Origin of the sequence: Micrococcus lylae NBRC 15355, assembly GCF_001570885.1 — a bacterium.
In the GTDB taxonomy this organism is placed as follows: domain Bacteria; phylum Actinomycetota; class Actinomycetes; order Actinomycetales; family Micrococcaceae; genus Micrococcus; species Micrococcus lylae.
On the sequence record NZ_BCSN01000013.1, the window covers coordinates 1 to 18,194 of the forward strand.

Consider the following 18,194-nt stretch of genomic DNA (forward strand, 5'->3'; position numbering starts at 1 on the left):
CTCGTGGCGCTGGCACTGCTGGCCCAGTTCGCCCCGGAGCACTTGGACGCCGAGCGCCTGCCGGACGTGCTGCGCCGGGTGGCCCCGCCGGTCCTCGGCCGGGGCGAGCCCGTGGGCGCTGTGCAGCTGGCCACGCCGGTCCTGGACCTGCTCGACTGAGGCGGGCGGCCGGCGTCGGCAATCCCGTCCCGACGACGGCCTCTCGCCTTCCCCTGCCCGTCCGACTCGTCAGGAGCCCGCCATGAGCACCGGCTCGGTCCCCCGCCGCCGCATCCCCGTCCCCGAGGGGCATGCCGCCCTGCTCACCTGGGCGCGCACCGCCGCCGAGGATCCGGAGGCGGCCGCAGCCCTGCCGCGCTCCACCCGTGCCATGGCCGTGCGCTTCTCCCTCGAGGAGTTGGCCACCCGCGTGCCGGGCAACTCGGTGGAGGTGCGCGTGCCGCCCTTCGGGGTCTGCCAGTGCGTCCCCGGCCCCCGGCACACCCGCGGCACCCCACCGAATGTGCTGGAGACGGACGCCTCCACCTGGCTCGCCCTGGCCACCGGGCTGACGGACTGGGAGCAGGCGCGGGCCGCCGGGAAGGTGTCCGTCTCCGGCGTGCGGGCGGACGTCTCGGCCCACCTGCCGCTGGTACGGCCGTGAGCCGGAGCCTGCGTCTGCCCTCCGCTCCAGCGAACACTCGACCCCGTCCAGCCGAGACGCAATCGTGACCCGCAGGCCGTTGACCGCCTCCGCGGCGACACCTGATCATTCACCTATGGGTCTCACGTACCCGTCAGGCTGGGGGGGCCTGCGAGCACCAGCACCCCCGCTGGCGCGTCCTCGTAGGACGCCTCCGCAGAAAGCGCACCCATGAAGCGAGTGAGTTCCGCCGTCGCCGCCGGGTCCACGGCTGTCGTCCTGGCGGTCACTCTGTCGGGGTGCGGCGTGGGCACCGGTCAACCCGACCCGACCGCGACAGCACGACTCGACCGGGACAGCGGCCAGATCATCCTGCCGCTCGACGAGTACCTGAGCAGCGAGTCCACGGAAACCACCATGACACGTGCCCGTCTGGCGATCCTGCGGTCCTGCCTCGAGCCCAAGGGCCACAACGGCGTGAAGCCACCTTCCAGAGACGACCGCACAGAACTGGAGGACAGGCGCTACGGGCTGTGGCTTCCGGAGCGGGCCCGCACCCACGGCTTCGGTCTGCCCGGCACGCCGTCCCCCGCCGTGGAGATGCCGACCCCGCCCGGAGGCTGGAGCGATGAAGACGATCCGGCATTCAACGCCGCCTACGACGAGTGCGTCCCCGAGGTCATGGACCAGATGGAGGCCGTCTCCTCTCCGATGACGACAATGGGCAGCAGCTCGGCGGTTCCGCTCATGCTCCAGGCTTCTGTCAAGGCGAAGGAGTCCCCGGAGTGGGCAACGGCCCGAGACGACTGGTCGCGTTGCCTCACCGACGCGGGCCTCACCCCGGTCGGCGAGGACGACGGTTGGACCAGCCGGGAGGCCCTGGCCCTTCCTGCGCCGGAGTCCCCCAAGGGACGCACCGACACCGCCAAGCGCGAGGAGATCCGCATCGCCGTCATCGAGGCCGAATGCAATGAACAGACCAACCTCACCCAACGTCTCGGCGACATCGAGGCCGGCTACCAGGCTGCGCTGATCAAGGGCAATGAGGCCGCCCTCGCAGAGGAGAAACGCATCACCGCGGAACGCCTCGACGCTGCCCGGGCCTACCTCGCAGAGCATCAGTGAACGCAGCGTCCGCGGGCCACGCCCGCGGACGCTGGCGCTGGGGGGTGGCCGCGGGCATCGTCAGCGCCCTGTACCCGGCGTGGGTGGCCAGCCGTCAGCGCCCGGCCGACGCCCTGCGCAGCTGAGCCCCACCGCCCCTCCTCCCGGTCCCGACGGCGGCCGCTCACGTCGGCCTGGCGGCCGCCCGATCCTCGTTAGACTTGCCTGCATGACCTCCACTGACGGCCACACCCCCGCCCGGTCGACCTATGCCATGCGGCGCGCCCCGCGCCTGGGCGTCTTCCTGGCCCTCGGTGTGCTGGTGGGTGCGATCGTCGGCGGCGTGGTGGCTGCCGTCGTGCACAGCGGGGACACCCCGCCGACCGACCCGTTCACCGGGGTGCCGCTGGAGTTCGGCTCCACCATGGGCATCGGCGTGATCGTGTTCGGTCTGGTCGGAGCACTGCTCGCATCCCTCGTCTGGCTCCTGATGGACCGCCGTTCCCGCAAGACGACCGCCACGTACGTGCTCGAGTCCACCGACGACCCCGCTGCCGCCGACGTGCGCCTGCACCGCGGAGAGGTCCAGGAGTACAACGAGCGGTGGGGCATCTCCTCCGCCACCGCCGACACCGAGTCCACCGCCCCCGAGGACGGCCTGCAGGCCGCGGCCCCGGACACCCGAAAGGACACCGTGCAGTGAGCATGACCTCCCTGCCCATCCCCCGTCCCCGCCGCGGAGACGGCCTGCTGACCGCCGCCCTCGACCCCCAGGACCAAGGCCCCCAGGACCACTGCGGCGTCTTCGGCGTGTGGGCTCCGGGCGAAGAGGTGGCCAAGCTGGCCTACTACGGCCTGTACGCGTTGCAGCACCGGGGCCAGGAGTCCGCGGGCATCGCGGTCTCCAACGGCCAGCGCCTGGCCGTCTACAAGGACATCGGCCTGGTCTCCCAGGTGTTCGACGAGTCCACCCTGAACTCCCTGACCGGCCACATGGCCGTGGGTCACTGCCGCTACTCCACCACCGGCGCCAACAAGTGGGCCAACGCGCAGCCCACCCTCGGCTCCACCGCGGATGGCGCCACGGTGGCCCTGGCCCACAACGGCAACCTCGTGAACTCCGCCGAGCTCTACCGCCGCGTGCAGCAGATGCCCGAACGCCTGCGCTCCGGCGAGCTGAAGCAGGGCAACACCACGGACACCGCCCTGGTGACCTCCCTGCTGCACGGCGAGGAGGGCCGCAGCGTCGAGGACACCGCCCTGGACCTGCTGCCCACCATCCGCGGCGCCTTCTGCTTCGTGTTCATGGACGAGCACACCCTCTACGCCGCCCGCGATCCGCAGGGGGTGCGCCCGCTCGTGCTCGGCCGTCTGCAGCGCGGCTGGGTGGTCGCCTCCGAGCAGTCCGCACTGGCGACCGTGGGCGCCTCCTTCATCCGCGAGGTCGAGCCCGGCGAGTTCATCGCCATCGACGAGGACGGCGTCCGCTCCCGCCGCTTCGCCGAGGCCCGGCCGGCCGGCTGCGTGTTCGAATACGTCTACCTCGCCCGCCCGGACGCCGCCATCAACGGCCGGTCCGTCTACGAGTCCCGTGTGGAGATGGGCCGCCAGCTCGCCAAGGAGCAGCCGGTGGAGGCGGACATCGTCATCCCCGTCCCCGAGTCCGGCACGCCCGCGGCCGTCGGCTACGCCGAAGGCTCCGGCATCCCCTTCGGCCAGGGCTTCGTGAAGAACGCCTACGTGGGCCGCACCTTCATCCAGCCCTCGGACACCCTCCGCCAGCTGGGCCTGCGCCTGAAGCTCAACGTGCAGCAGCACGTGGTGGCCGGCAAGCGCGTGGTCGTGGTGGACGACTCGATCGTCCGCGGCAACACCCAGCGCGCCATCGTCCGCATGCTCAAGGAGGCCGGCGCCGCCGAGGTGCATGTGAAGATCTCCTCCCCGCCCGTGAAGTGGCCGTGCTTCTACGGCATCGACTTCGCCACCCGCGCCGAGCTCATCGCCAACGGTGCCGTGGAGGAGGAGATCGCCGCCTCCATCGGTGCGGACTCGCTGGCCTACATCAGCGAGGACGGCATGATCGCCGCCACCGGGCAGCAGCGTGAGCGACTCTGCACCGCGTGCTTCACCGGGCAGTACCCCATCGAGCTTCCGGACGAGTCCGAGCGCGGCAAGTCCCTGTTGGAGGGCGGGAGCACGACCCCGGCGAGCGAGCCGACCGACGCGAGTGCCGTCGTCGGGAAGACCGGGTGCGAGCCCGGGCCGGACGCCGAGATGGAAGCCATGACCACCGAGACGGACAGGACCGCGCTGTGACCGAGCAGAACACCCCGCACACCGACGCCCCCATCACCTACGCCACCGCCGGCGTGGACGTGGAGGCCGGGGACCGCGCCGTGGAGCTGATGAAGGACGCCGTGAAGGCCACCCACACCCCCGAGGTCCTCGGCGGCATCGGCGGGTTCGCCGGCATGTGGGACGCTTCCGCGCTGCTGCAGTACCGCAAGCCGCTGCTGACCACCTCCACGGACGGCGTGGGCACCAAGGTGGCGATCGCGCAGACCCTGGACAAGCACGACACCATCGGCCAGGACCTGGTCGGCATGGTCGTGGACGACATCGTGGTGGTCGGCGCCAAGCCCCTGTTCATGACCGACTACATCGCCTGCGGCAAGGTGGTCCCGGAGCGCATCGCGGACATCGTGCGCGGTGTGGCCGAGGGCTGCCGCATGGCCGGCACCGCCCTGATCGGCGGAGAGACCGCCGAGCACCCGGGCCTGCTGGGCGTGGACGAGTACGACGTGGCCGGGGCGGCGACGGGGGTGGTCGAGGCGGACATGGTCCTCGGCGCCGAACGCGTGCGGCCCGGGGACGTGGTGATCGGCATGTCCTCCTCCGGCATCCACTCCAACGGCTACTCCCTGGTCCGCCGCGTGGTGAACGCCGCCGGCTGGAACCTGGACCGCCACGTGGACGAGCTCGGCCGCACCCTCGGCGAGGAGCTGCTCGAGCCCACCCGCATCTACACCGGCGCCTGCCTGGAGCTGGTGGAGTCCCTGAACGGGAAGGCCGGCGGCGAGGACCTGCCGGTCCGCGGCTTCTCCCACGTGACCGGCGGCGGCCTGGCCGCGAACCTGGCCCGTGTGCTGCCGCAGGGCCTGATGGCCACCGTGGACCGCGACACCTGGTCCCTGCCCGCGATCTTCCGGCTGGTCGGGGACCTGGGCCGCGTGCCGCAGGCCGACCTGGAGCGCACCCTGAACCTCGGCGTCGGCATGGTGGCCGTGGTGGCCCCGGAGGCCGCGGAGACGGCGATCACCCAGCTCTCCGGTGCCGGCATGGACGCCTGGGCCATGGGCAGCGTCGGCGAGGTCACCGACGCCGCCGCCGGCGCCGGCGAGGACTTCGTCCAGGGCGCCAAGGGCGTGGACGGCGGGGCGGTGCTGCTGACCGGCGACTACGCCGACTGAGTCCCCGGATCACTTTCGTTCGGGAAACCGTCGAGTCCCGGGGCACTTTCGTTCGGGAAACCGTCGAGTCCCGGGACGCTTTCGTTCGGGAAACGGTCGGGTCCCGGGACTCGTCGTGTCTGCGGCCGGAGCTGGGCCCGGCCGCGGGCCCGGGCACGTGGGGCCCGGGCGCATGGACCCGGGCACGTGGGGCCCGGGCACGTGGGGCGGCCCCAGGCCGCCGACAGGCCGCCGTCCGCCCCCTGGAGGAGCCTCACTCCACGGCGAACTCACGCCCGCGCAAGCCGTCCCGATGCGCCCTGATCTCGGCGACGACCCGCTGGTAGTCGTCCCGGCCGTCGTCGAGACCCGCCCAGATCTGAGCCCAGCCCGCACGGGCCCACCCCTCATTGCGCCACTGGTCCCGCTGCCGCTGGGCGGGGTCATCATGGTGGCCGCCGTCGTAGTGCAGCACCAGCCGCCAGCGCCGGTATCCCATGTCCGCGTCCGGGCTGACAGGCAGGCGCGGATCCAGGACCAGCTGCAACTCCGGCTCCGGCAGACCTGCGTGGACGATCGCCAGCCGCATCTGCGTCTCCGGCGGCGAATCCGCACCGACGCGGATCAGCTCCAGTGCCTCACGCGCCGCCCGCACACCCTTGAACCGTCCCGCCCGACGAAGGGCGTCCCGCAGCCGCGCCACCGTGGTCCGCGGCTCCGTCCTCCCCCCGGGCGACCACGGCCGCCTCACCGCCGCGTCCCCTGCCACCACCAGAGGATCGACCATCCCGGTCGGCAACAGCGACGCCAAGTCCGCCCACGTCCGCTCCAGGGACGTCACGGGGACGCCGTGGACCAGCACGACGTCCTCGGGCGGCACCGTGCGTGCGTGGGAGACGACCCCGCGCCGCACCGCCGCACCCTTCCGATGGGGTCGGGACACGTGGAGCCGCCCGTCGTCCCGCAACCACGGCGGCACCGGCAGCCCGTGGAGTCGGAGTGCGCTCAGGTGCGAGGCCACCGCCCGCGCCCGCTTCACGACGACGGCCGCCTCCTCCGGCGGGTAGGGCACCGGCGGCTCTGGGTAGCCCAGGGCGGACCATGCGGTGACGGGATCATGACGGCTCCGGTGGGCGCCGTGGGTGACGCTGCGCAGGTCTGATCGGCGCAGGCGCTGGTCGGAGAGGCCGTGGTCGCGCAGGTCCTGGGGAGTCAGAATGCGCCCCTGCAGCAGCGGCGGCAGCGGAGCGGGGTTCGGTCCGGGGCGGAGCAGCGAGTCCATGCATCGAGCCTGGGGTGTCCGCGGTGTTCACGGGGCGGATCCTCGTGAATGTGGGGGAAGGGACAGGCTGTGAAGGAGAGGACGGCAGCGGTCGGAGACCTCGGACGGAGAGGGCGGACCGAGGACGCTGAGCGCGAGAAGAGACGGGATCGAGAGCCGGCCTGACTCGACCGTTTCCCGAACGAAAGCGTCCCGGGACCCGACGGTTTCCCGAACGAAAGCGTCAGGGGGTCAGAGGCGTTCGTCCAGCCACGTCAGCGCCTCGGCCACGGGAGCGCGCCAGCGCCACTGCGCCTTGGGGTCGGCGCGGGTGGGGCCGAGGTTCACCAGCCCCACGGGCAGACCGCGGCGCTCGGCCATCAGCACGAACTTGAAGCCGCTCATCACCGCCAGAGAGGAGCCGACCGCCAACACGGAGCCGGCGTCCTCGAGCAGCGCCTCTGCCGCTTCGCGGCGCTCACGCGGGATGTTCTCGCCGAAGTAGACGACGTCCGGCTTCAACTTGTCCGAGCCGCAGGACAGGCAGCCGACCATGCGGAACCGCTCCACCCAGTGGTCGTCCAGGGTGACGTCGCCGTCCGGGTTCACGGCGTCAGGGTCGATGGCCACGGCCTCGAGGTAGCCGGGGTTGGCGGCCTCGAGCCGTGCATCCATGGCGCGGCGGTCCTCCAGGGCGCCGCAGCGCAGGCACACCACGCGCGCCAGGTCTCCGTGCAGCGTGATCAGCCGCTCCGGCGGCAGGCCGACCTCGGCCCCGGCGGCGGCATGGAGCCCATCCACGTTCTGGGTGACGATCCCGGCGGTGAGCCCGCGGGCAGTCCACTCCCCCAGGATCCGATGCGCCGGGTTCGGCTTCGCGCCGTCCATCTCGCGCCACCCCACATAGGAACGCGCCCAGTAGCGGTGACGGGCCACAGGATCGCCGGAGAACTCCTGGAAGGTCATCGGCCGATGCCGGCGCAGGGAGCCTGCAGGACCGCGGTAGTCCGGGATGCCGGAGTCCGTGGAGACGCCGGCACCGGTGATGATCAGCGGCCGGCGCTCCCGCAGCAACGCCAGAAGACCCCGGGAGGCTTCCCCAGGGTCTTGCAGCGGTGCGGTCTCATCGACCACGCGGGCGATCGAGCGCAGTGCGGCCCGGTGCCCGTCGAGTCCGGGATGCGCGGAGGACATCAGCGAGCGTCGTCGCCGTCCTCGTCATCCTCGTCGTCGTACAGGTCCGCGTACGGATCCTCGTACTCCATCTCATCCGTGTCAGCGTGATGACGCTTGCCGGTAAGCTCTCGCTCCAGTGCGGAGAGGTCTGTCCCAGGCGAGAAGTACTTCATCTCTCGCGCCTGCTTCGTGGCCTTTGCCTTCTGACGGCCGCGCCCCATGAGCGTGACCCCCTTCGCATCTCTCTGCCCTCGGGACTGATGGCACAACAGGGGCCCGCCGAGGTTCTCACTGGTCAAAATGGTTCGTGCGGACCAGGGTACCAGGAACAGCCCTGGCCTGCGGCCTGTCAGCCACGGGCGGACGGGCCGGACCGCCCGCCACGACGGGATGTCGAACATCGTCCGACCGTCCGCCGCCTCCCGCCGCCTTCCACTCTCCGCGCCCGGCTCCGCGCCCCGCCTTCCACGCCCCGGCTCCGCGCCCGGGCGCCGCCTCCCGCCCTCACGCCCCGGCTCCGCGCACCGAGCGTGAGGCACCCGTCCGGCGGGCCCTCCCGACCCGGACGGCGAGCGGACCCGCATCTTCCCTCGGAAGATGCGGGGCCGTCGTCGTGGTCCAGTGGCGCCGAGCCAGAGATTTCGGCCCTTTCAGATCACCCTGAAGGGGCCGAAATCTCTGGCTCGGCGCAGCGTCGGCTGCCGCACTTCAGATCCAGCCCTCCTCCCAGGCGCGCTGCGAGGCCTCCTGGCGGGTGCGGACGCCGAGCTTGGCCATGGCGTTGGAGAGGTGGTTGCGCACCGTCCCGGGAGCCAGGTGCAACGCCTGTGCGATCTCCTCCACCCGGTGGGCGGTCCGGCCGACGCGCAGCACGTCCAGCTCCCGCTCGGTCAGGGGCGACTGCTCACCGGTCAGGGCCGACGCTGCGATCTCCGGATCCACGTAGCGCCTTCCGGAGGCCACCTGCCGCAGCACGTCCGCGAGCTCCTCGGCGGGCGTGGACTTCGGCACGAACCCGGAGACCTTCTCCGCCAGCGCTCGGCGCAGAACACCGGGGCGGGCGTGCCGGGTGAAGATCACGACCTTCGTGGGGACAGACCGCAGGATCTGCTGGGCCGCCTCCACACCGTCCAGGCCGGGCATCTCCAGGTCCAGCAGGCAGACGTCTGGACGGTGCTCCTGCGCAGCGGCCACGGCCGCGGTGCCGTCGGAGACGCCCGGGAGCACCTCCACGTCCTCCTCCAGGGCCAGCAGCGCCTCGACGGCACCGCGGATGAGCACCTCGTCGTCGGCGACGAGCACACGGATCGGAGCGGTCGGGCCGGTCATGCGGTCTCCTCTTCGGCAGAGCGGGGAACGGTGAGTGTGAGGGTGAACATCTCACCCTCGTGGACGGCGGACAGGGTGCCGCCGGCGGCCTCGGCACGCTCGGCCAGGCCCGCCAGCCCGGTGCCCCACCCGCGGCGTCCGTCGGCCGCGGCGGACGACGACGGCCGCTCACCCGGCCGGGGCGACGTCGCCGGATCGACGGGGTCGGCGGCCCCGACGGCAGGAGCGCCGTCGTTGGTCACGACCAGGCGGAGGCGGAAGGCGTCCGTGGGGACGGCCGTGAGCTCGAGGCGGGCGTGCTCGGCGTGGGCGTGACGCAGGATGTTCGTGGTGGCTTCACGGGCGGCCAGGCCGACCAGGCGCCCGGCGGCCGGACCGAGCGGCCCGAGGGACGGGTCCACGTGGACGTCGGCGTGGGTGCCGGCGGCGGTGAGCACGTCCCGGGCGTTGGCGAGCTCGCGTTCGGCGGAGACCTCGCGCAGGTCACGGACGAGGGCACGGGTCTCGGCCAGGGCTTCACGGGCCTGTTCGCGGACCTCGTGCAGCTGGGCGCCCGCGTCCTCCGTGCGCCCCTTGGCCAGCAGCCGCTCGGCGAGCTCGGCCTTGAGGGCGATGACCTGCAGGTGGTGGCCCTGCACGTCGTGGAGGTCGGAGGCGAAGCGCAGCCGCTCCCGGGTGACGGCGAGGTCCGCTGCCTGCAGGCGGGCATGCTCGAGGCGCTGCATGACGCGCCAGAACCAGACCGCGGGAACGATCATCACGCCGGTGAACACAGCCCAGAGCAGGAAGCCGCCGGCCGTGTCGATCGGTCCCGCGGGGTCCTGGAGGACCGCCGCAGCGCCGAGGATGAGGGACACCGTCAGTCCGGCGGCGGCGACAGGGCGACGCCGGCGCGGGTGCACCAGCAGGGACAGCAGCAGGCAGGACAGCCACAGAGGCAGCGCCCACCACGTGCCCAATTCCGTGAGCCCGAGCGCGGGCAGGACCGCGCCGGCGAGCGCGAGCGGGACGGTGGGGCCGAACAGCCAGGCAAGATCCCGCTGACCGACCACCGGCCCCTCCGCGTCCCCGGGCGGCGGGGCCTGGAAGAGCCGGGCCACATGCAGCTGGCCGACCACCCCGAGGACGTGGAGCAGCAACAGGACCGCCAGCACGACCGCCTGCCCTGTGCGCCCGGCATCCATGTGCCCCTGCAGGCGGGTCAGCGGTCCGAACGCGGAATAGCCCGCGATCACCAGGACTCCGAACAGCAGGCCCGTCCAGGTGTACCACCACGCACCGGCGAGGTCCCCCGTGAGGGGGCCGAAGCCCGAGGCCCCGGGGCCCGCGGCGGACGCCGTGGGCACGGCGCCGGTGGGGCGGCGCCCCGGTGCGGCGGCAGGCGGGGCCGAGCGGCCGTCGTCGTGGTTCCCCTCGATCCTCATGGACCTCACCCTACGGGCGTGACAACTGTCATGACCCGCCGTGCGGAAGTGCCCGGCAGGAGGTGACCGCACGGCACTTCTGGGTTCCGACGGGGGCCGGAAGGCTGGAGTAAGAGCTCGGGAACCCGACCGGATCCCGAACGAAGACGCCGGGGAACTCGACGGTTTCCCGAACGAAAGCACTGGAGAGGAACGTGGTCACGATGGATCTGATGGGCACCGCACGCGAGTTCGTGATGGGACTGCCGGAGGCGCTGCAGGGTGTGGGGGTCTTCCTCGTCTCCTTCATCCCGTTCGTGGAGGGCGAGGGCGCGGCGATCATCGGCGTGCTCGCCGGAATCAGCCCGTGGCTCGCCGTCCCGGTGGGCATCGTCGGGAACTTCTTGGTGGTGGCGCTGCTCGTCTATGCGGCCCACGGAGCCCGCGGCGCGCTGATGGGCCGCCGTGCCGCCCGACGCGGCGACCGGGCCCCCGCCACGGCCGACGGCGGCTGGACGCCGGAGTCGGCCGGCCGCGACCGGGCCCCCGAGTCGGCCAGCCGCGCCCTGCTGCGTGAGCGTTTCGAGCGCTGGGGCGTGCCGGGGCTGTCCCTGATCGGCCCGTGGGTGTTCGTCCCCGGTCACGTCGCGGCTCCGGCCATGGTGTCCTTCGGCGCCAGCCGCGACTACGTGATGGTCTGGCAGACCGTGGCGATCGTGCTCTACACCGCGGTCGGCGGCCTGCTCACCCACGGGATCCTGGCACGCATGGGCGTGGTGGGCTGACCCGGGCCATCACCGAGCCGGACCATCGACGAACCAGAAGAATCGGCCCCTTCAGACCACCCTGAAGGGGCCGAAGTCTCTGGTTCGGCGCACAGCACCGGCCCGGCGTCAGCCCTTCCGGGCCACCGTCAGGCCGTCCTCGCCGTCCACACGGTCCACGGACACGGTGTCTCCGTCCGCGATCTCACCGGCGAGGATGCCGCGGGCCAGGCGGTCGCCGATCTCACGATGCACCAGGCGGCGCAGCGGGCGGGCGCCGTAGGCCGGGTCGAACCCGGTCTCGGCGAGCCACGCCTTGGCGGCATCGGACACCTCGAGGGTGAGGCGGCGCTCGGCCAGCCGGGACTGCATCTCCGCCACCTGCAGGTCCACGATTCTCGTCAGCTCGTCCAGCGTCAGGGCCTCGAACTGGACCACCTCGTCCAGGCGGTTCAGGAACTCGGGCTTGAACGCCGCCCGCACCACGGACATCACGGACTCGTGCTTGGCGGCCTCGTCCAGGGTCGGGTCCACCAGGAACTGGCTGCCCAGGTTCGAGGTGAGGATGAGGATGACGTTGCGGAAGTCCACGGTGCGTCCCTGGCCGTCGGTGAGGCGGCCGTCGTCGAGCACCTGCAGCAGGATGTCGAAGACCTCCGGGTGGGCCTTCTCCACCTCGTCCAGCAGCACCACCGAGTACGGACGGCGTCGCACGGCCTCGGTCAGCTGGCCGCCCTCGTCGTAGCCGACATAGCCCGGAGGGGCGCCGACCAGACGGGAGACGGAGTGCTTCTCCGCGTACTCGGACATGTCGATGCGGACCATGGCGCGGTCGTCGTCGAACAGGAAGTCCGCCAAGGACTTCGCCAGCTCGGTCTTGCCCACGCCCGTGGGGCCGAGGAACAGGAAGGAGCCGGTGGGCCGGTTCGGGTCGGACACCCCGGCACGGGCGCGGCGCACCGCGTCCGAGACGGCGGTGACCGCCGCAGACTGTCCGATCAGCCGCTCGCCGAGGTGGTCCTCCATGGTGAGCAGCTTCTCGGACTCGGAGGCCATCATGCGCCCGGCGGGGATGCCGGTCCAGGCGGAGATGACCTCGGCGATGTCGTCCGCGGTGACGTTCTCGGAGACCATCAGGTGCTCCTCGTCCACGGCCTTCTCTGCCTCGTCCGCGGCGGCCAGCTCCTTCTCCAGGGCCGGGATCTCGCCGTAGAGCAGGCGGGAGGCCTCGGCGAGGTCGCCCTCGCGCTGGGCCTTCTCGGCCTGCGAGCGCAGCTCGTCGAGCTTCACGCGCAGGTCACCGGCCTCGTTCAGCGAGGCCTTCTCCTGCTCCCACCGCGCGGTGAGGGCGCGGAGCTCCTCCTCCTTGTCCGCCTTCTCGGCCCGCAGGCCGGCCAGGCGCTCCACCGAGGCGGGGTCCGTCTCGCCCTCGAGGGCCAGCTCCTCCATGGTGATGCGGTCCACCTGGCGGCGCAGCACGTCGATCTCCTCCGGGGCGGAGTCGATCTCCATGCGCAGCCGCGAGGCGGCCTCGTCCACGAGGTCGATGGCCTTGTCCGGCAGCTGACGGCCGGTGATGTACCGGTCGGACAGCGCGGCGGCCGCCACCAGCGCCGAGTCCGCGATCTCCACCTTGTGGTGCGCCTCGTAGCGCTCCTTCAGGCCGCGGAGGATCGCAATGGTGTCGTCCACGGAGGGCTCGCCCACGTAGACCTGCTGGAAGCGGCGCTCCAGGGCCGGGTCCTTCTCGATGTTCTCGCGGTACTCGTCCAGGGTGGTCGCACCGATCAGGCGCAGCTCGCCGCGGGCCAGCATGGGCTTGAGCATGTTGCCTGCGTCCATGGCGCCCTCGGAGGCGCCGGCGCCGACCACGGTGTGGATCTCGTCGATGAACGTGACGATCTGCCCGTCGGCCGCCTTGATCTCCTCGAGCACGGCCTTCAGGCGCTCCTCGAACTCCCCGCGGTACTTCGCGCCGGCGATCATCGCCCCCAAATCCAGGCTGATCAGGGTCTTGCCGCGCAGGGACTCCGGGACGTCCCCGGCCACCATGCGCTGGGCCAGGCCCTCCACCACGGCGGTCTTGCCGACGCCCGGCTCGCCGATGAGCACCGGGTTGTTCTTGGTGCGGCGGGACAGCACCTGGACCACGCGGCGGATCTCCGCATCGCGGCCGATGACCGGGTCCAGCTTGCCGGAGCGCGCCACGGCGGTCAGATCGGTGCCGAACTTCTCCAGGGACTGGAAGGTGGCCTCCGGGTCCGGGGTGGTCACCTTCGAGTCCCCGCGCACCTGGGTGAAGGCGGCGCGCAGGGCCTCCACGGTGGCGCCGGCGTTGCGCAGCGCGGCGCCGGCCTCGCCGGTGTCCGCAGCCAGGCCGAGGAGCAGGTGCTCGGTGGAGACGTAGGTGTCCCCGAAGCCGGAGGCCTGCTGCTGGGCGGCACGCACGACGTTGCCGGCGGCCGGGGACAGCTTCGCCTCGGCGACGGCCGCACCGGACACCTTGGGCAGCGCGTAGATGGCCGAGGACGCGGCGGAGGACACCACGTCCGGGTCCACGCCGGCAGCCTTCAGCACGCCGACCGCCACGGAGTCGCGCTGGTCCATCAGGGCCTTGAGCAGGTGGGCCGGCTCGATGGTCGGGTTGTTCGCGGTGGACGCGTTCATGGCCGCGGCCGAGAGCGCCTCCTGGCTCTTGGTGGTGAACTGCGGGGTCTGGTTCATGGGTGGCCTCCTCTGCCGACCGGGAAACTTGAGTCTGTTCAGCTCAACTCTGCGGGGTGCGGTTCTATTCCGGGTCCAGGGCTTGACGACGACGGCCGCTCGCCTCCGCCTCTCGGCGTCCCTGGCGCCGTGCTCGTGGGGGCTCGGCGGTCCCGAGCGAGGTCCGGCCGGGGCGGCCTCAGGCGGCGAGGGCACCGTGGCAGGCGGCGCTCATCGGCGCCTGCATGCGACCAGCCTGCCACCGCAGGGCCGTGGTGGCACTACCGTGGAGACCGTGACCGGATCCCAGCGCCGCAGCCGTCGTGTGCGCCCGCGCCGCACCTACCAGCGGCCGCGGGTGAGCCTGCTGTACGTGCTGCGCCGGACCGGCTACAAGCTGCTGGAGATCCAGGTGTGGGACGTGGCCGCCGCGATGACGTTCTTCGCGGCGCTCGCCCTGCTCCCCACCATGGTGGCCCTGGTGTCCACCGTGTCCCTGCTCGGCCTGCAGGACGAGACCATCGCCACCGCCGCCGGGCTCATCACCGAGATCTGGCCCGCCCTGTCCGTCGGCGCCGTGGAGTCCACGATCCTCGCCCTCGGGGGCCAGGCCACGGGCACCACCGCCGTCGTGCTCGGCACGCTCGGCGCCCTGTTCTCCGCCTCGGGTGCGGTGGGCGCGTTCCACCGGGCGATGCACCGTATCCACGACACCCGCGAGGGACGCAGGTTCCCCGCCTTCCGCCTGGCCGTCTTCGTGGAGACCCTCGCGCTCACGGCCGGGACCGTCGTCGTGCTCCTGCTGGTGGTGCTGGGCGGCGACCTGTCCGCACGGATCGGGCGCAAGGTCGGCCTGACGCAGGAGGCCGTGGACCTGTGGAACCTGGCCAAGTGGCCGGTGATCCTGGCGATCATCATGGTCGTGGTGTCCGCGGCCTACCAGCTCGGCCCCAACGTGCGGCAGCCGCGCTACCGGGCCTTCTCGCACGGTGCCGTGGCCTCCGTGCTGCTGCTGTTCGGAGCCACGGCGCTGCTCGGCTGGGTGACGGCCAACCTGTCCCAGACGCAGCTGGTCGGATGGATCACCTCTGCCATCGGCATCCTCATGCTCGCCTGGGTCACGGTGATCGTCCTGCTCGCCGGCGCCGCCTTCGACGCGGAGATGCTGCGCGCCCGCCAACTCGCCGTGGGGTTGGATGCGGCGGACGAGATCCAGCTGGCCAGCCGCCACACCGCGGTCCTGAAGGACCTCGAGCAGATGGAGCAGCGTCAGCAGCGCGTCGGCCGGATCGTCTCCAAGTCCGCCCGCACCGGGGAGCCCGCCGTGGTGCCCCGCACCCGGCTGCTCACCGAGTCCGGTTCCCTCTTCGCCGTGGAGCCGCGGGCCGGCAGGACGGCCGCCGACCTGTCCACCGGCCGCCCCTTCCACGCTCAGCTCGATCCGGACGACGTCCCGGATCCGGAGACCCCGTCCTCCGACCCGGCCGGCACCCCGTCCTCCGACTCGGCCGGCGGCCCACGCCGGCCCTGACCCGGTGCACGAGGGCCCCGACACCGTCGTGGTGTCGGGGCCCTCGTTCTGAGACGGCACCGGGGATCAGTCGTCCAGGAGGTCCTTCGGCTTGACCTCGGCGTGACGCAGGGCGGCCTCGAGGGCGGGCAGGGCCTGTGCCTCGGCCTCGGCCTGGACCTGCCCGAGGCGACCGGCCAGCCAGCCGTAGGTGTACGAGGACTCCCCCGCCGCGACGGCGGCGTCACGGACGTGACGGAGGGCGGGCAGCACGACCTCGAGGTCCTGGACCGCCCCCAGGGCCTCGGTGACCTGCTCCCAGTCGGCGGCACGGGCGGCTGCGGTCTCACCGAACGCCGGAGCCGTCGCCTCGAACGCGTAGCGGACCGCCTTGGCCCGCTTGCGGGTCTCATGGAGCAGCGTCAGGCGCTCCTGCGCGGTCTCCGCGTCCCGCGCCTGCTGCGCGGTCTCGGCCGTCAGCGCGACGGCGTCGGCCACCATCTGCGGCAGGACCTTCTTGCCCTTGCGTCCGTGCTCGCCGACCAGCGGCGGGGCGGCCACGAACTCGGTGAGGGTGTCCATCAGGCGGGCGTAGCGCGGCGAGGCCTGCGCCTTCACCAGCTGGGCGTGCGCCTGAGCGTGGCGGCGGCCGAGCTCCTCGGCGGCCCGGGTCTTCACCGGGCCGTCGTAGTCGGCGCGGGGGACGGTGTCCAAGTCGGCCAGGATGCGGGCCGAGACCACCTCCGCGTCGCGCGGATCGCCCAGGCGGCGGGCGTACCAGCCGAGCTCCTTGCGCAGGGCCTCGGCCTGCTCGCCGTCGAAGAGGGCACCGAAGGTGCGCAGGGTGCTGCGCAGGCGGCGGATGGCCACACGGGACTTGTGCACGGCCTCCGGGGCGTCGGCGGCCACGCCGGCCTCGCGGGCGCGGATCACGGCGGCCTGCTCGGCCACATAGGCCATCACCAGGGTGCCTGCCGGGTCCTTCTTCTTCGGGCCCTTGCCCTTGGCCTGTCGCTTGAGCGACTTCTCCAGGGCACGGCCGAGCTTGGACGGCGAGCCCGCCGGCTCCACGCCCTGCGCGGCCAGGTGCATGACGGTCAGGTCCAGCAGCTCCGGGGCGGCGCCCGGCATCAGCTCCACCTCGAGCTCCCGCCAGGCACGGCCGGACGGGGACGCCTCCACGCGGTCGTCGCAGAGGGTCGCGACGACGGCGCCCGAGGCGTCCAGCAGGTCCACCTCAGTGCGCTGCGTGGACAGCACGGCCACCGGCATGAGACCCCGCTCGGCCTCCGGCACGGACTCCCAGTCGGCACCGAGATGTTCGGCGAGCGCCTGCAGGTGCGTCTCCGGGACGGCCCAGCGGCCAGCGCCGGAACCGAGGCCGGTGCGGACCTCGAGACGGTCGGCGTCAGCCGGCAGTTTCAGGTGCCAGCCGTCGTCCGTGCCGCCCTCGCGGCGGCGCAGGGTGACCTGGTTGCGCAGCAGCAGCAGGTCGGCGGTGTCCAGGTAGACGGCGCGCAGGGCCTGCTCGCGGACCTCGCCCTGGTCGAACACGGCGGACAGGTCCGGCAGCTGCGCATCCGCATCGAGCACGAAGGTCACCTCGGCCTCGAGCGCCACGGCGGCGTCCTCACCGCCGTCCTGACCGGCGGCGATCACGTCGCCGTCGTGGAACGAGGTCGCGGCCTCGTCCACCGGGCCGGTCGCGGCCGGGTCGGCCGGCCGGGTGCCCACATCCTCGACGACCTCGCCCTCGGGCTTCTTCTCGACGGCCTCGCCCTCGGGCTTCTTCACGTGCTTCCGGGGCTTCTTCGCGTCCGACGTCGTGGAGGTCTTCTTCTTCGTCATACCGGCTCGTCTCCGCCTTCCTCAACGGGGTCGGTGGTCGTGGATCCAGCCTAGTTCCGCCCCACGGCGGCCGGACAGTGCGCAGGAGCGAACCCACGGCACCCCGCTCGGCTCACTCGGCCGCGCGGAACGCCTCCACCTGGGCTCGCAGCATCTGCGCGGCGGCCTCGGGCTCCACCTGCACGAACGTCGCGGACAGGTGCCGGTGGCCGGCCGAGGCACCGCCCAGGGTGACGACCGATTCGCCGCGGGGCCCGGAGGACCGGACGAGCACGGCGCCGGGTACGCCGTCCACGGCGGAGAACTCCACCTCAGTGCCATCGGAGCCGGTGAGGGTGCCGCAGGTCTGGGGCAGGGCTCCGTACGTTCCCACCAGATCCGTGGTGGAGGGCGTGTAGACGAGGAACGACGCCACGGAGGCCTCGGGCCCGAGCACCCCGGCCGCTCCCGGGTCCACCTCGTAGCCGGTGTGCAGCAGGACCGTGTGCGGCACGGTGGCCTCGTCGATGCGTCGGACGAGGTCCCGGCACTCGCCGGTCGGCTCCACACCCTCCAGCGGCAGCGGCTGGCTGAAGGGCACGTCCGGCATCTCCTGGATGCGCTCGGCGGTCACCAGCCCGCCCGGCAGGTCGGCGGCGGGCACCACGGCGGCACGCATGCCCGGCAGCACGCGCTCGGCCTCGCCAGGTGCCAGCGTGGTGGAGTCCGTGCCGCGGTAGTTGCCCGGCACCGTGGCCACGATGTCGTCCGGGGCCTGAGGCGTCTGCTGCTCCTCCGCAGTGCTGGCGTCTGCGCTGGCCTCCTTCTGCACCGGCGAGGGGCCCGCCCCCTCGGTGGCGTCCTCGGCGCCGCAGGCCGTCACCCCGAGCAGCACGGCGACCGCCAGGGCCGTCAGGGAGGACCGGGCGCGGAGACCTGCCGTGGCAGGTCCAGCGCTGCGGCCAGCTGCGGTGCGCGGTCCGGCGGTGATCATGGCAGGTCCTCCTCAGCGATACGGATGCGAGGCCAGACGGGACGGCGGCCTG

Annotated in this window: 16 protein-coding genes; 8 read left to right on the forward strand and 8 right to left on the reverse strand. The window is 72.5% G+C overall.

The window, feature by feature from the left end; genetic code table 11:
• The first annotated feature begins 241 nt into the window (after positions 1-241).
• From MLY01S_RS04145 to purM, 6 genes are all read left to right on the forward strand, one after another.
• Positions 242-643 (forward strand): sterol carrier family protein, encoded by a 402-nt coding sequence (locus tag MLY01S_RS04145; RefSeq protein ID WP_067189592.1) that lies wholly within the window; start codon positions 242-244, stop codon positions 641-643.
• A gap of 210 nt (positions 644-853) precedes the next feature.
• Positions 854-1,747 carry a hypothetical protein gene (locus MLY01S_RS04150; protein WP_102957530.1) on the forward strand — a complete coding sequence of 298 codons (894 nt, stop codon included), beginning with the start codon at positions 854-856 and terminating at the stop codon, positions 1,745-1,747.
• A complete protein-coding gene (locus MLY01S_RS12935; RefSeq protein ID WP_255218004.1) occupies positions 1,744-1,872 on the forward strand; it encodes a hypothetical protein in 129 nt (42 codons plus the stop codon). Before MLY01S_RS04150 ends, MLY01S_RS12935 begins: the two co-directional genes overlap by 4 nt.
• Before the next feature lie 83 nt (positions 1,873-1,955).
• Positions 1,956-2,429: a hypothetical protein gene (locus MLY01S_RS04155; protein WP_070640192.1), complete on the forward strand. Its 474-nt coding sequence runs from the start codon at positions 1,956-1,958 to the stop codon at positions 2,427-2,429.
• 2 nt (positions 2,430-2,431) lie between these two features.
• A complete protein-coding gene (gene purF, locus MLY01S_RS04160) occupies positions 2,432-4,042 on the forward strand; it encodes an amidophosphoribosyltransferase (RefSeq protein ID WP_067189596.1) in 1,611 nt (536 codons plus the stop codon).
• Positions 4,039-5,196: a phosphoribosylformylglycinamidine cyclo-ligase gene (gene purM / locus MLY01S_RS04165; RefSeq protein ID WP_067189598.1), complete on the forward strand. Its 1,158-nt coding sequence runs from the start codon at positions 4,039-4,041 to the stop codon at positions 5,194-5,196. The genes purF and purM overlap by 4 nt, the downstream gene beginning before the upstream one ends.
• A gap of 253 nt (positions 5,197-5,449) precedes the next feature.
• On the opposite strand, the gene MLY01S_RS04170 is transcribed toward purM, so the two are convergent.
• The 5 genes from MLY01S_RS04170 to MLY01S_RS04190 all read right to left on the reverse strand — a co-directional run bounded on the left by MLY01S_RS04170 (position 5,450) and on the right by MLY01S_RS04190 (position 10,365).
• Positions 5,450-6,457: a hypothetical protein gene (locus MLY01S_RS04170; protein ID WP_067189600.1), complete on the reverse strand. Its 1,008-nt coding sequence runs from the start codon at positions 6,455-6,457 to the stop codon at positions 5,450-5,452.
• Positions 6,458-6,688: 231 nt separating this feature from the next.
• A complete protein-coding gene (locus MLY01S_RS04175) occupies positions 6,689-7,630 on the reverse strand; it encodes a Sir2 family NAD-dependent protein deacetylase (RefSeq protein WP_067189602.1) in 942 nt (313 codons plus the stop codon).
• Positions 7,630-7,833 (reverse strand): DUF3073 domain-containing protein, encoded by a 204-nt coding sequence (locus tag MLY01S_RS04180; protein WP_067189655.1) that lies wholly within the window; start codon positions 7,831-7,833, stop codon positions 7,630-7,632. The genes MLY01S_RS04175 and MLY01S_RS04180 overlap by 1 nt, the downstream gene beginning before the upstream one ends.
• 487 nt (positions 7,834-8,320) lie before the next feature.
• Positions 8,321-8,941: a response regulator transcription factor gene (locus MLY01S_RS04185; RefSeq protein WP_067189604.1), complete on the reverse strand. Its 621-nt coding sequence runs from the start codon at positions 8,939-8,941 to the stop codon at positions 8,321-8,323.
• Positions 8,938-10,365 carry a sensor histidine kinase gene (locus tag MLY01S_RS04190; RefSeq protein ID WP_067189606.1) on the reverse strand — a complete coding sequence of 476 codons (1,428 nt, stop codon included), beginning with the start codon at positions 10,363-10,365 and terminating at the stop codon, positions 8,938-8,940. The genes MLY01S_RS04185 and MLY01S_RS04190 overlap by 4 nt, the downstream gene beginning before the upstream one ends.
• A gap of 212 nt (positions 10,366-10,577) precedes the next feature.
• Between MLY01S_RS04190 and MLY01S_RS04195 the strand changes: the two genes are divergently transcribed.
• Positions 10,578-11,129, forward strand: a complete 552-nt coding sequence (locus MLY01S_RS04195; protein ID WP_135103316.1) for a hypothetical protein — start codon at positions 10,578-10,580, stop codon at positions 11,127-11,129.
• A 108-nt stretch (positions 11,130-11,237) separates the two neighbouring features.
• On the opposite strand, the gene clpB is transcribed toward MLY01S_RS04195, so the two are convergent.
• On the reverse strand, positions 11,238-13,832 hold the full coding sequence (clpB, locus tag MLY01S_RS04200; protein ID WP_067189610.1) for an ATP-dependent chaperone ClpB: 2,595 nt from the start codon (positions 13,830-13,832) through the stop codon (positions 11,238-11,240).
• 274 nt (positions 13,833-14,106) lie between these two features.
• Between clpB and MLY01S_RS04205 the strand changes: the two genes are divergently transcribed.
• On the forward strand, positions 14,107-15,342 hold the full coding sequence (locus tag MLY01S_RS04205) for a YihY/virulence factor BrkB family protein (RefSeq protein ID WP_067189657.1): 1,236 nt from the start codon (positions 14,107-14,109) through the stop codon (positions 15,340-15,342).
• Positions 15,343-15,408: 66 nt separating this feature from the next.
• Here the strand turns inward: MLY01S_RS04205 and MLY01S_RS04210 are convergent, their stop codons facing one another.
• Both MLY01S_RS04210 and MLY01S_RS04215 read right to left on the reverse strand, forming a co-directional pair.
• Positions 15,409-17,169 carry a CYTH and CHAD domain-containing protein gene (locus MLY01S_RS04210; protein WP_067189612.1) on the reverse strand — a complete coding sequence of 587 codons (1,761 nt, stop codon included), beginning with the start codon at positions 17,167-17,169 and terminating at the stop codon, positions 15,409-15,411.
• A gap of 112 nt (positions 17,170-17,281) precedes the next feature.
• The gene (locus MLY01S_RS04215) at positions 17,282-18,142 is read right to left on the reverse strand and encodes a hypothetical protein (protein WP_067189614.1); all 861 of its coding nucleotides are present in this window, start codon (positions 18,140-18,142) and stop codon (positions 17,282-17,284) included.
• Positions 18,143-18,194 lie beyond the last annotated feature (52 nt).

What these genes read in the sequence shown, in the direction of transcription:
- MLY01S_RS04195 (WP_135103316.1), top strand. Translation starts at nt 10,578, where the DNA reads ATGGGCACCGCACGCGAGTTCGTGATGGGACTGCCGGAGGCGCTGCAG.
- MLY01S_RS04210 (WP_067189612.1), bottom strand. Translation starts at nt 17,169, where the DNA reads ATGACGAAGAAGAAGACCTCCACGACGTCGGACGCGAAGAAGCCCCGG.
- MLY01S_RS04155 (WP_070640192.1), top strand. Translation starts at nt 1,956, where the DNA reads ATGACCTCCACTGACGGCCACACCCCCGCCCGGTCGACCTATGCCATG.
- clpB (WP_067189610.1), bottom strand. Translation starts at nt 13,832, where the DNA reads ATGAACCAGACCCCGCAGTTCACCACCAAGAGCCAGGAGGCGCTCTCG.
- MLY01S_RS04170 (WP_067189600.1), bottom strand. Translation starts at nt 6,457, where the DNA reads ATGGACTCGCTGCTCCGCCCCGGACCGAACCCCGCTCCGCTGCCGCCG.
- MLY01S_RS04150 (WP_102957530.1), top strand. Translation starts at nt 854, where the DNA reads ATGAAGCGAGTGAGTTCCGCCGTCGCCGCCGGGTCCACGGCTGTCGTC.
- MLY01S_RS04145 (WP_067189592.1), top strand. Translation starts at nt 242, where the DNA reads ATGAGCACCGGCTCGGTCCCCCGCCGCCGCATCCCCGTCCCCGAGGGG.
- MLY01S_RS04215 (WP_067189614.1), bottom strand. Translation starts at nt 18,142, where the DNA reads ATGATCACCGCCGGACCGCGCACCGCAGCTGGCCGCAGCGCTGGACCT.
- MLY01S_RS04190 (WP_067189606.1), bottom strand. Translation starts at nt 10,365, where the DNA reads ATGAGGATCGAGGGGAACCACGACGACGGCCGCTCGGCCCCGCCTGCC.
- MLY01S_RS04185 (WP_067189604.1), bottom strand. Translation starts at nt 8,941, where the DNA reads ATGACCGGCCCGACCGCTCCGATCCGTGTGCTCGTCGCCGACGACGAG.
- MLY01S_RS04175 (WP_067189602.1), bottom strand. Translation starts at nt 7,630, where the DNA reads ATGTCCTCCGCGCATCCCGGACTCGACGGGCACCGGGCCGCACTGCGC.
- purF (WP_067189596.1), top strand. Translation starts at nt 2,432, where the DNA reads ATGACCTCCCTGCCCATCCCCCGTCCCCGCCGCGGAGACGGCCTGCTG.
- MLY01S_RS04180 (WP_067189655.1), bottom strand. Translation starts at nt 7,833, where the DNA reads ATGGGGCGCGGCCGTCAGAAGGCAAAGGCCACGAAGCAGGCGCGAGAG.